Origin of the sequence: Sporosarcina sp. FSL K6-3508, from assembly GCF_038615825.1 — a bacterium.
Classification (GTDB): Bacteria; Bacillota; Bacilli; order Bacillales_A; family Planococcaceae; genus Sporosarcina; species Sporosarcina newyorkensis.
Map to the genome: position 1 here is coordinate 137,679 of NZ_CP152016.1, position 12,684 is coordinate 150,362.

The window sequence follows — 12,684 nt, forward strand, 5'->3', positions numbered from 1 at the left end:
ACTCAATCTATTTCTCTTGCTTTCTGTGTATCTCTAACGTTCTTCTGAACTGTTATCGCAGCAAATATACTAAGAACAAAAGCCATACCATAAAACCCTTTTTCGCTTAAAACAATACTTCCTGCATTGTATAAACCGATGGCCATTAATAAAATAGCTATAATAAGTGCAAACCAGCTAATACCATAATAAATATTCGTAACTGGTATACCTTCTTCTTTATCTCTTACTGCTTTCTGTAAAGATACAGATGAATAGAGTCCAAATATTAAAATTGCAAAATAATATCCTTTTTCGTTCAGTTCCATAACAGCATTATACAAACCTAAGAGGTAAGCTGATACTCCTATTAGTAGCGCTGCTAAAGAAGCTCCTTTGAAAGCTGAAGTGGGTTCCCCGTCTTTTCTTTCTACTTTCCTTTTCGGATCAATACTTTTTTCCTTATCAAATAAATTTTCATTATCCGTAGTCATTGAATGTTCCCCCTTCTCTTTAGACAATCATATCCAAACGAATATAAATCGGCAACTTTTTTTGTAATATTCCATCTCTTCTTTAAATTATGCGGTCAACGTCACAAGGGTTAATGAAGGCTGAAAGTATCAACTGCTTGATGACTTGATATCGCGCATATTTTATTTTGCAAATTGAATACATAGGGTTCAGGCGATATTAGTGTAAACGATAATCATTGCAATAACAGCTATTATTGCCTTTGCGATGAATGCCGAATTGTGTTCATTCTTTTGTTTCGTTAGTAGATCCAACATCAATTCCGGAAATTATATAAGGAATGGCGGGTTTAATAAACTCTTCCGGCTTTACCCCCACACTATTTTTTCTCCATTCTACAGAAGCCCCATAAAGCCCCCAGCTTAACATGACAGCAGTAATCTTTAGGGCCTGCTTATCTCCGGTTAGACCTTGTTTTAGCAATACTTTATAAAAAATGATTTCAAGTTGTTCTCTAATAATACGGGCAATGGTATCTTCGTATCCGCGATGGCACCGATTGGATAATGACATTTGAAAATTTGTGACCGCCTTGAAAATATTAACTAGCATTTCTTCATTTAGTTCAATGTTTTGGTAGTGATTACAATCGAGGTTAATTAACAATACTTCCGATAATGCCTTATCCAATAAGTCATATATATCTTCAAAATGATAATAGAACGTGGCACGGTTAATCATAGCCTCGGCTGAAATATCCTTAACGGTAATATCCTTAAATTCCTTCTCACTTGAAAGTTCAATGAAAGAATCCATGATTAATTTGCGTGTGCGTAGAACTCGTGGATCCGTCTTCGATCCGGTCATTGTTATCCCTCCTACTTTTTAGACAATTTAATAAATGTGTTGTATAAACGACAAATCCAATGAATTATTGGTGTTGATTTAGATCATTAGGGCTTAAAATTTAAATGTAAGAAAAATATTATATCGTGCCCTTGAAGAATAAAGAAATATAAGATATTCAAATAAACCATATTAGGGGGGATGAATGCAATTGGCATTGTCACTTTGGAGCACGGTAGATGCAGAATAAATATAACAGAGCGATTACGGATACTATCAATTAGTTATATGTTGAACGGAAAAATAGGAACGTCAAAATTGTAATTCATGGTTATACTCTTGGGGTGATAGCAGCTAGCAATTTGCGGTTAATTCTAACTGTATCAAAAGTTGCAACAGTAAGCACTCAACCGGAACTAAATCTTTTCACTGGCTTTTGAGGAAATGATCCCCTTTAAGCTCGCACTATTTCATGAAGAAACGGTTTAAATAATGTTAAATGAAGTTCTAACTTGGTCGGCTGCATAGAAAAAGATTAGAAAGTAAATACAATGAATGGTTCACGCAAGGTCAAAGATTTTGTTGCCTTTTCTCAATTATTCAAAAGGGAGGAAAACGAATTGAAAAATAATATGATTTGTGATTTAGAAACAGGTGTATGTGGAGTGACTAGGGAAGAAGAAATAGAAGTGATTGATTTCAATCAAGTAAAAAAATCGGTTAATTTCTATTATATCACGGACCCCATTTGTTCTCATTGTTGGGCCATTGAACCTGAGCTTCGTCGTTTTGTAGAGCAATACGGGGATTATTTTAACTTTCATACGGTTATGGGCGGTTTGCTGGAGAGATGGCATGACGGGCCGATCGATCCTGCAAACGGTATATATAAGCCTGCCGATGTTGCAGGGCACTGGAGAGAAGTTGGAGAACACTCAAGGATGCCAATTGACGGTACTTTAATGATTGATAATCCAGTTCAGTCCTCTTACCCGCCTTCTCGTGTATTCAAGATGATTCAAAAATACCATGATGATAAGTTAGCATATGAATATTTACGACGTGCGAGAGAAGCACTTTTCTTATTCAACCAAAATATTTCAGATATTTCCGTGTTGATTGAAATTGTAAATACACTTGGTCTAGATGGAGAAGCTATTGTTAATGAAGCTGAACAACCAATCGGACAAAAGTTATTAAACGAAGATTTTGGCCTGACTAGAAGCCTGGGTGCCAGAGGTTTTCCTACAATTATCATGGTCAATGAGGAAAATAAAGGTGTAAAAATTGTAGGTGGTCGTCCGTTTGAATCCTATGTTAACGGATTGAAACAAGTACTAAATACGGAAGAACTGGAACCTAAAAAACAGTCACCTCTTTCTAGTTTGCTTGGGAAGGAAAAACTTCTGCTTTCTAAAGAAATTGAAGCGATGTACGATGTTGAACGACCAGACGTTCACTCTTTTATTGAAAAAGAACTTTCGCCTGATCAATATCAAGCAAAGGAAATTCTAGGGGAATCCTATTTTACAACTACTAAATAAACAAAGGAGAGTAATTATGGCATACGTTTTACAAGTGGATTTTAAAATGAATGGCCCATTCGGGGATGAAATGGCGGAGGCCCTTACCGATTTAGCCAAAAGCATCAATGAAGAAGACGGGGTCATGTGGAAAATCTGGACGGAGAATCCGGAGATGAAAGAAGTCGGTGGAATTTACATGTTTGAAACAAGAGAAACTGCTGAAAAGTATTTAGGTATGCACTCCAAACGATTAACTGGCTTTGGAGTTACGGACATCAACGCAAAAATATTTGCTGTTAATTCGAAATTAACTGAGGTTACTAAAGGGCCGATAAATAACTAGAAGTCTTTATGTAAAAATTTCGGAAGATGCTTATTAGACAAATGAAACCCTCAATGAAACGTATATGTAGGTAGAACCGTCATAATAAAATCGACTTCCTTTTAGGCAGTCGATTTTATTACGTGCTACGAAAAAGTAGGGGTTGTATTGTTACAAAAAATTGAATCGAATGATCACGTAAAGTAGTTCAGAGGTCCATTACAAATAAATATAAACCATATAATGTTTGTGGGAATAAAGCTGTGAATATTGTATTTGGCAGGTAGCTATCATTTGTACCAAAAAAGTTAACCGTCCATTCCTTTGATGAGGATTCTCTTTAATTTAATATCTGTTGGACTTGCTAACCGACTCTTTACTCCATTACATATCCGTAATGTACCCATCCGACCAGATCGAAACATTCCATATAGAACCGATTCTCTTAACATCTACCTGAAAGCCTGATTGATGGTAAAACTCTGTACGTATAGGCTTCTCATATTCAACCACAATCGTACCTTCCTTCTTACCAATCAGATGTGCAGTGAACAAGTTAGTGCTGGTATCTCTTTTGATTTCTACAATTTGCTCATAGCCTTTCGTAACAATATTGTGCTTCCCTATATCATATGCCGTCCCTTGCTCATACCTGACAGAAAGTTCTTCTTTTAACGAATTCACTTCATAATAAAAATGTGTTTTCTTCAATTTCGCTTCAATTCCGTAACGTGTTTCTTTGCCGTCAGCGAAATGCACAGTGGCAATATACTGGCCGGGCTTGTCGATATCAAAGCAGACATTTACATAATCACACGATTTAAACGTTACATCATCAGTCAGCTTCTTTCCGTCCATCGTCGATAGTGAAATACTTCGGACATCTTGCTTTTCGGGAATTTCAAGCTTTACTGCGGTCGGCAGAAAATCGTTCGTCTCCTTCATCGTCAATTTCAACTCGCCATTCTCTTTTTTTACATGTACATAATATTTTTTGTAATTCTCTGCTTCAAAGAAATGCTTGTCCGATACGATGAATGTGCCTGAACCTTCTTTTTTCGGAATCAATTGAATTTTATCGTCTCGGTAGCCTTTCTGCCCTTCTACGTAAATTATATCGAATAGCCCTGGGTTCAATTCAGTTTCTGTCGTAAAGAAACGATTCCAGCCAAAATCATCCGCTCCGAGCGTCACCATATTCGTCGGTTTCGCCTCTTCCGTCGCTTTGATCATTTTGGCCGCTTGTCCTCTCGTGATGGAGAGATTTGGACTAAATGTATTGGAAGCCGTTCCCGTCGTAATGCCGAGGTGGTAGATGATTAGAATATTCTTGTAATGCGACGAATTGCCATTCCAACCGATATCTTTGAAAGGATTCTCTCCGGACTGACGTGGCAAGTCAAACGCCTTGACCAAAATCGAAGCCATCTGTCCTCGCTTGATCGGATCATTCGGTCCGTAACGCCCGTCCGGATAACCGCTAATAATACCTTCTTGCGCCATCGCGGCAATCGCCTTGTAATAGCCATTCACCGTTGAAACATCCTTAAATCCAGGATTTTTGACGTTTTTCGTATCTAATTTGATCATCTTCGCAATGATTGCGGCCGCCTGTCCTCTCGTAATAGAATTGCCCGGCTTGAATGTGCCATCCGGATAGCCTCCGATTATATTGCGTTCCGCCAGATCATTGACTGCTTCTGCAAAGTGCTTTGTTTGCGGTACGTCTTCAAATAATTGTTTGCTTGCTGCGTTGCCGGATAATGGCAAGCTACATGCAAGCAACAATGCCCCGAGAATAGTGATTAATTTTTTCTTCATTTGGTTTCTTCCTTTCTATATTTTTTATGGATCATTGTTGATAGATGAGCAACCTACAGACGTAGATAATCATAGAAGGTTTCAAGGTATTTTAATGTCCTCTAAAATAAGTTTTTGTGTGAGAAACACTCACCTACTACGTCGTGGTCTTTACCTGTATAAGGTCTTCCTCTATTTACATAATATGATATTGTGGTGTATTATCCGAGTAGTCCTGTACATAAGCAAGCGTCAAAAAAGGAGGGGGAGCGGAGGATTTCCGTGAATACATAAATGAAAAAAAGCCATGTTTTGTTGATGATCGGTTTATTACTTTTTTTATCAGGTTCTCGTATTCTTTGGATGGATACATTTCGCAACCTCACAGATACTCAAATAAAAAATGGTCAATTGGATTTACGTGATTGGCATGCACAAGAGGGCGAAGTTTTGCTGCTTGACGGAGAGTGGGAGTTTTATCCGTCACAATTGATGATGGATCCGGAAGGGCTTATGAATGCAAGTGATGGACCGAAGAAACTAGTTCAAGTCCCGGGTAGGTGGAATGAAGATTTTCAAGATGGAAAATCGACTCCATATGGATATGGCTCCTACCGCTTGCGTCTTTATGTGAATAAAAGTGAGATGCTTAATTATAGTATATATGTGCCTAGCGTTCGCAGCTCTTCGCAAGTCTTCGTCAATGGACGACTTTTGGCTGGATCAGGACAAGTCGAAAAAACAAAAGACGAATACACAGCAAAAAATTTGCCGTATTTATCAACCTTTACTGCAGATGAAGATGGTGTGATCGACATTGTCATTCAAGCAGCGAATTTCAAAGATGCTCGTCGTAGCGGTATTATCCGGTCAGTTAAATTTGGTTCTGAAGCGGCAATATCTAAAGAAAGAAATTTTTCTTTATCCTTGCAAGTGTTGGCTTCAGTCATATTCTTTCTACATTCTATCTATGCCCTTGTGCTATATTTCTTGGGAAATCGAGAGAAAAAACTACTCTATTTTTCTTTGCTCTTATTTTGCATAACGTTAATGAACTTAATAAGCAATGATGAAAAATTATTTCACTTATTATTTGACGTTGGATATGAGTGGGATTTCCGTCTAGCGAATATCCTCGTTCCGATCGCTGGTCTTGCGCTGGTTCAGTGCATGGATCATCGCAGTCTTCCATACTGGCGACTGATGAACCCAGTGTACTCGGTTATTGCTATGGGAACAGCCATCGTTACGCTGTTTTTATCTTCGAGTCAAATTATAATGTTGTTTCCGGTTTATTATCTGTTGGCGGGATTTGCTGTTGCTGTCTCCCTTATAACTATTTTCAAGAAGATATATAGAAATTTCACAGGGAATGTTTTATTGTTACTTTCCTTACTAATAGTTGCCCACCATTTTGCTTGGATGATCTTTTGGAGAGAAACCGGCGTAAGTGTTGTTCATTATCCATTCGACTTGATTTTGTCAATTGGTTGTTTTGCATCAATTTGGTTTAAGGATTATTTTACAATGCATGCAGAAACGGCGAAGCTCGCAGTTCAATTACAAAAAGTAAATGAGCATAAGGATCAGTTTTTGACGAACACATCCCATGAATTTAAAAATCCTCTTCATGGGATTATTAATATGTCTCAATCTGTATTAATGAGAGAAAGAAATTTATTAAAGACTAAAAGTGTCCATGAGCTTGAAACAATTTTAACAGTCGGTCGGCGAATGTCATTATTACTAAATGATTTACTTGATTTAGCCAGCCTTAGAGAAGGCCATCCACGCATTCACACAAAATCGGTAGCGATTCAACCCATCGTAAATGGAGTGATGGATATGCTGCAATTTCTCGTTGAGATTAAGCCGATTCACGTTATTAATGAAATCTCAGAAGATTTTCCTGCAGTCATCGCAGACGAAAACCGAGTCATTCAAATCATCTACAACTTACTCCATAATGCGATCAAATACACGGATGAGGGCGAAATCTATATTCGATCGAAAGTGAATGGTGAAAGGGCGCTTATTATGATATCTGACACCGGTATGGGAATAGATGAGGATTTTCTACGACACTTGTTCTCCCCCTATGAGCAAGCGGTCGATGCAACAATGACCGAAGGGGGGATCGGACTTGGTTTAAATATAAGCAAACAGTTAGTTGAGCTTCATGGTGGACAGTTAGAAGTATCCTCAACGCCAGGAAAAGGATCGACTTTTACGTTTTCGCTGGAGTTAGACCCGTTGGATCAACACGGCAAAACCGAAAACGCTTCATCAATGGAAGCTCAATACGCCGTACCGTACGAATTGCCCCTTAATTATTTGAAGGAGACCTCATTTGATTTGACGGATGCTGAAATCTCAGTTACTACAGATCAAATGGCATTATTGGAGGGTAGGGGAAGGCGATTGCCTGTATTGATCGTGGACGATGACCCCATCAACCTACAGGTGCTTCAATCGATTTTGTCAGTTGATCAATACGATGTCACAACTGCGACAAGCGGCAAAGAAGCTCTTGATCAATTAAACAAAAAGGAATGGAACTTAGTTATTACGGATGTTATGATGCCACGGATGTCCGGCTATGAGTTGACTAAGATGATTCGTAAAAGGTATTCGCTTACAGAACTTCCAATCTTACTGCTTACAGCAAGGAGCGACTTGAAGGATATACAAGCAGGGTTTTTGGCAGGCGCCAACGACTATGTAACGAAACCTGTTGAAATGTTGGAATTACGAGCCAGAGTCCGGGCGCTTGCGGAGATAAAAGAAGTCGCACGCGAACAATTGCAATTAGAGGCTGCATGGTTACAATCTCAAATCCAACCTCACTTTTTATTCAATACATTAAATTCCGTTATCGCACTGAGTGAAATTGACTTGAATAAGATGAAAGGTTTGCTAATGGAACTAAGCGAATTCTTAAGAAGTAAATACCAATTCCAACACATAGATGAATTGATACCCATACAAGAGGAATTGAATATCGTACGATCATATCTGAATATCGAACAGGTACGTTTCGGAGATCGATTGAACGTTGTGTGGGAGATGGATGGATGTAAGGATCTTAAAATTCCCTTCCTGTCAATCCAACCCTTAGTTGAAAATGCAGTCAGACACGGAGTTATGAAGCGTATCAGTGGGGGAACAATCACAATTTATTGCACTCTCTATGAGGAATATGTTGAGATTTCAATTAAAGATGACGGCATTGGAATGGATGGAGCCCAGTTGCACAGCTTATTAGAAAGAAAGAAAGGCAGTCAGACAAGTATAGGTTTAATTAATACAAATCAACGTCTAACAAGACAGTTTGGCAAAGGGCTTCAAATCAAAAGTACACCAAATCAAGGGACAGTCGTATCCTTTCAGGTGAGAAGATAGTGTTCAAAACTTTTCAAGAATCCAACCTTAGCCGATGATGTAGGGTGGTTCTAGACTATATTAGGAAGTGTAATTATCCAGACAAATAGATTGGTATAGCACTTTATAGAAATACATGAATGAAAAGGAATCACTAGCGGAGTAAAAGGAGGCCAATAATAGGCTTGTAAATTCACCAGTTTTCGATTACTGAATATAAGTGAAAAGGGATAGAGAGGCAGGATGGATATCTGCTCTCTCTATCCTTTTATTTTCAAAGTAATAAATCCTGAAACAAGTTATCAGAGAAATCACTGAACCTTTCAGATGAATAGATCGTCATTGGCATCTCGTAGAATTGTTCAACAAGCGCTCTGCTTTTCTAAAACTGCTTAAATCTAAAAGCAATTCGTTAAACCTATTTAAGAACCGATTTGATTTGTCAGCGAGAGTAGTGATAAAACAGTATAAGCATCGTAGGTCAAAATCAGTATAACAAATTGGAAATCGCGCTAGCATTGCTTATTAATTTTGAGTAAAGGATTGAAGATTGACTCATTGTATACGTTTGTATACAATGAGTTGTATAAGATGGAGGGGTCGTTAATGAGAGAAGAACGTGCAAAGAGAGAAAGTCGTCATTACAGTAGACGCTATAGTGGGGAAGAGGGGGCACGCGGCCCAAAAACGTTTCGTCGCGGAAGGGCTATTGCTTTTTTAGAGCGTATGCATCTGAAGCGTGCAACGATCAAACAGCAACTTGAGCAGCCTGAGTTTCATTCCATCCAACCTATTTTAGTCGGAGAATTAAAAGCAATTGATATGGTCATTAATGAGTTTGTACAACTCTTTGAAATCAATGGGGAAGAGCTAACTGACAGTAAGGTTTCTGAAGGCATGAGTGAGGAAGGAGTTATGTTGGATGAAGAAAATTAACAGTTACATTGATACAGTGTTTACGAAACAAGATGCATTGTTAGAGGAAGTAATTGCTTTAATTGAGGAAAATGGCATGCCCGCTATATCGGTTTCTCCTTCTTCAGGTAAACTATTAACGATGCTAACGACGATTTCAGGCGCCAAAAACGTCTTGGAAATTGGCGCACTTGGCGGCTACAGTGGAATTTGCCTTGCAAGAGGGTTTGGGAATGAAGGAACATTGACATCCCTTGAACTGGATGAAAGATACGCAAAGTTAGCGGCGAACAATCTAGCGAAAGCAGGCTTTGGTGATCAAGTATCTTATCGAACCGGGCCCGCCTTGCAAAGTCTTGAAAAATTAGAGGAGGAAGGGCAGCGTTTTGATTTTTTCTTTATTGATGCGGATAAAGAGAACTATGGGAATTATCTAGACGCCTGTATTCGACTTGCAGAGCCGGGGGCATTAATCGTCCTGGATAATGTGTTGGCTAGGGGAAGTGTTGCAGATCCGGAAGTGGAACCAAAACGTTATACGGCATTCATGCAAACATTTAATGAAACAGTAGCGAATCATCCACAATTGGAATCACTGCTGATCCCGCTTGGCGATGGGATGACGATTGCAAGAGTGAAGAGGTAAGAATAGCGCGCGGGGTTCTCGATGAATGAGAATTTGGTTTTTTATTGAGGACAATGATTATGGAGCATCCTAACTATAGGTGGATATGGTATGTATCCATACTTTTTTCTTTGGGTATAGCATAGATACGATAAAGGTAGGAAGGTGTTGCCGGCGTTAAACCAATTTCACGTGGCATCATTTTTAGTGTATGGACTGATTTTGCCTTTGGGTGTTCAAAACATTTTTGTATTTACACAAGGTGTGGCGCAATCACATCCGTTAAGAGCGTTCTTGCCGCTATTACCGCGGCCATTTGTGACACGCTGTTATTTATTTTGGCCATCTTAAGTTTGTCGGTCATCGTTTTACAATTTTAATGGCTTTGATGATACCCCTTTATAAATAAAAAAACTATCGAAAAGAGCTTTAAACTACTGGAGCTCACTCGATAGTTTTTATAGGGAAATTTCTAAGTTGTACTCTTTTTAAAGCTTAAAAGTTTTGAGTCTAATTTTTGACAAATTTCATTATGTTGATTTAAAGTTTCAGTCTCAACGAATAACAGAGCTTGGTTAGGTTTTGATTTAGAATATTTAATCTCCTTAATTGTACTCCTTACATATAAATTATCAGTTGGACGAGTTGGCTGCGGCCAATTAATTTCTCCGCCAGCACCAATAATTCCATGTGCAAAAGGCAAACTTTCGGTTAATAATTTCATAGTAATCGCTGCAGTATGCCAACCACTGGCAGCTAATCCCTTGAAAAAGGTATCTTCCGCTAGGTTTTCATCGCAATGGAAAACTTGGGGGTCAAATTCTTGAGCAAAGTTTTTAATTTTGTCTGCACTCAAAGAATACTTTTCACTGACAAAAGTGTCACCCACTTTTAAATCATCAAGATAAAGTACTTGTTTAACCATTTTTATCCCCTCGATTTCTGAAGTTTTATAAAGCTTCCGAGAAATTCATTAATCAGCCGTTATCTTTGCAGAAAAAATTAGAACGATCATTCTAGAACGATCAGTCTAAGACACTTAATGTTGTATTAATGATACTGTCAAATTTCTGCTTATCGTCTGTCGTTTTAGCCAAGACTCTTATCCCAATAAACGAGTTATGGATAAACTGTGCTAGAGTTTCTAGCTCGAGTTCTTGAGACAGTTCACCTTTTTTTTGTCCGATTACTAATAGTTCATAAATAAATGATTCCATGTTAGCAAAGCTTTCTGCTGTTTTTTCAGCAATCTCTGGACTGGATGAGGTGAGTTCAACTGCTGAATTGACCATTAAACATCCACGAGGTAAAGTACCTTTTTCAAACAGTGTTAACTCAAATAACCTTCTAAGAGCTAACCTGACCGAGTCAATTTTTCTAACTTGGTTCTTAAGATTGCGATCAATCATTTCTTCATATAGATCAAGCACTTTTATAAACAAGGCTTTTTTATCACCAAATGTATCATAAATACTGCGTCGATGAATCTCCATATGGTCGACTAAGTCCTGAACGGATGTAAATTCATAGCCCTGTTGCCAAAAAAGAATCATTGCTTTTTTTAAAACCTTTGTTTCATCAAACTCTCTTGGTCTAGCCATCTTCCACCTCCTATTAGAGTAATCATAACAGTACTAGAACGTTCAGTAAAGAATTATACGAAAGAAAACATAAAAGTATTTTACAGCATAATAAAGTTCTGGTTAAACAAGATTACCTAAATTATTCAGGTAGTAGCATGTTTTTTTTATTGATCTAATCAACCGACAAATTGAGTCGGATTGCTAATTAGTAGCTCCTGCGGAAAAAGAATTTATTTTAATATTGCAGTGATAATAATTGCCGGTTCTTAACCTCATACACTTACTACAATTAATATATTTAGATATCATAAATCGGAACGTAAGAAAAGATGAACATAAAAATAAAGCCCCCAACATACCGGAGCGGTTGTAAGGGGCGAGGATTCAGAACTATAAAAGTATTCATTTAACAGTTCTCAAAAAGAGTTTCCCATCATTATTTTAATAAAATGAAATATAACATATTATTACCATACTAAACCTGTTAGAATATAAAGTAGGGTTGGGCATAATAAGCATCCCAAACCTGTATAGAAGGTAGCTGTGACGGCTCCATACGGCACCAATCGTACATCCGTCGCAGCTAACCCACCTGTTACACCAGAAGTTGTCCCCATCAATCCTCCATATACCATTGCAGATAACGGATTATCCAGCCCAATATATTTTGCGACAAATGGCGTTCCTACCATAACTAAAACCGACTTGATCAAACCAGCGGCAATACTGATAGCGATAACTTCAGAACTAGCATTTAATGCGGCTCCTGTTACAGGTCCGACAATATAAGTAACTGCGCCTGCTCCAATTGTAGTTAAGCTTACTGCATCGGTATAACCAAAAAGTAAAGCGATCAATAAACCTACAATGAATGACAGCCCCACTCCGATAAACAGGGAAGAAACACCTCGTGCACCTGCTTTTTTTATTTCATCAAAATTTGCCCCAAATGATGTAGCAACAATAGCGAAATCCCGAAGCATACTTCCTCCTAGCAAACCAATCCCCGCAAACAAGGAGACATCCGCCAGTCCTTTTGTTCCTTCAGTATAAACACCTCCGAAATAAGCTAAAACCAAACCTAGTACAATAGCAATTGCAGATCCGTGTACGATACCCCTTGTAAGTTTTCCTGAAATAAGATACGCAACATACATGGTAACACCGACAATGACAAAGCCAGTAATCAACCCGTTTCCTTCAAGTACATTTGTAATCGCTTCCAAAAACATG

11 protein-coding genes are annotated in these 12,684 nt (G+C 38.3%); 5 read left to right on the forward strand and 6 right to left on the reverse strand.

Annotation, left to right across the window (positions count from 1 at the left end):
• Positions 1–2: 2 nt before the first annotated feature.
• Together yiaA and MKX97_RS00645 are read right to left on the reverse strand one after the other, a co-directional pair.
• Positions 3–473, reverse strand: a complete 471-nt coding sequence (gene yiaA, locus MKX97_RS00640; RefSeq protein WP_342536670.1) for an inner membrane protein YiaA — start codon at positions 471–473, stop codon at positions 3–5.
• Between the two features lie 265 nt (positions 474–738).
• A complete protein-coding gene (locus tag MKX97_RS00645; RefSeq protein WP_342536671.1) occupies positions 739–1,320 on the reverse strand; it encodes a TetR/AcrR family transcriptional regulator in 582 nt (193 codons plus the stop codon).
• A gap of 599 nt (positions 1,321–1,919) precedes the next feature.
• On the opposite strand from MKX97_RS00645, the gene MKX97_RS00650 reads away from it, so the two are divergent.
• Together MKX97_RS00650 and MKX97_RS00655 are read left to right on the forward strand one after the other, a co-directional pair.
• Entirely contained in the window at positions 1,920–2,843 is a 924-nt protein-coding gene (locus tag MKX97_RS00650) for a DsbA family protein (protein WP_342536672.1), read from the forward strand.
• A gap of 16 nt (positions 2,844–2,859) precedes the next feature.
• On the forward strand, positions 2,860–3,168 hold the full coding sequence (locus tag MKX97_RS00655; protein WP_342536673.1) for a monooxygenase: 309 nt from the start codon (positions 2,860–2,862) through the stop codon (positions 3,166–3,168).
• 363 nt (positions 3,169–3,531) lie between these two features.
• Here the strand turns inward: MKX97_RS00655 and MKX97_RS00660 are convergent, their stop codons facing one another.
• Complete coding sequence (locus tag MKX97_RS00660) at positions 3,532–4,968, reverse strand: S-layer homology domain-containing protein (protein ID WP_342536674.1); 1,437 nt, start codon at positions 4,966–4,968, stop codon at positions 3,532–3,534.
• Between the two features lie 273 nt (positions 4,969–5,241).
• On the opposite strand from MKX97_RS00660, the gene MKX97_RS00665 reads away from it, so the two are divergent.
• From MKX97_RS00665 to MKX97_RS00675, 3 genes are all read left to right on the forward strand, one after another.
• Positions 5,242–8,349: an ATP-binding protein gene (locus MKX97_RS00665; protein WP_342536675.1), complete on the forward strand. Its 3,108-nt coding sequence runs from the start codon at positions 5,242–5,244 to the stop codon at positions 8,347–8,349.
• A 585-nt stretch (positions 8,350–8,934) separates the two neighbouring features.
• Complete coding sequence (locus tag MKX97_RS00670; protein ID WP_342536676.1) at positions 8,935–9,264, forward strand: hypothetical protein; 330 nt, start codon at positions 8,935–8,937, stop codon at positions 9,262–9,264.
• On the forward strand, positions 9,251–9,889 hold the full coding sequence (locus MKX97_RS00675; protein ID WP_342536677.1) for an O-methyltransferase: 639 nt from the start codon (positions 9,251–9,253) through the stop codon (positions 9,887–9,889). The genes MKX97_RS00670 and MKX97_RS00675 overlap by 14 nt, the downstream gene beginning before the upstream one ends.
• Before the next feature lie 451 nt (positions 9,890–10,340).
• Here MKX97_RS00675 and MKX97_RS00680 read toward each other — a convergent pair whose 3' ends face one another.
• The 3 genes from MKX97_RS00680 to madM form a co-directional block, all read right to left on the reverse strand.
• Complete coding sequence (locus tag MKX97_RS00680; RefSeq protein WP_342536678.1) at positions 10,341–10,793, reverse strand: MaoC/PaaZ C-terminal domain-containing protein; 453 nt, start codon at positions 10,791–10,793, stop codon at positions 10,341–10,343.
• A 100-nt stretch (positions 10,794–10,893) separates the two neighbouring features.
• The gene (locus MKX97_RS00685) at positions 10,894–11,469 is read right to left on the reverse strand and encodes a TetR/AcrR family transcriptional regulator (protein ID WP_342536679.1); all 576 of its coding nucleotides are present in this window, start codon (positions 11,467–11,469) and stop codon (positions 10,894–10,896) included.
• A gap of 449 nt (positions 11,470–11,918) precedes the next feature.
• The gene (gene madM, locus MKX97_RS00690) at positions 11,919–12,683 is read right to left on the reverse strand and encodes a malonate transporter subunit MadM (protein WP_342536680.1); all 765 of its coding nucleotides are present in this window, start codon (positions 12,681–12,683) and stop codon (positions 11,919–11,921) included.
• Position 12,684 lies beyond the last annotated feature (1 nt).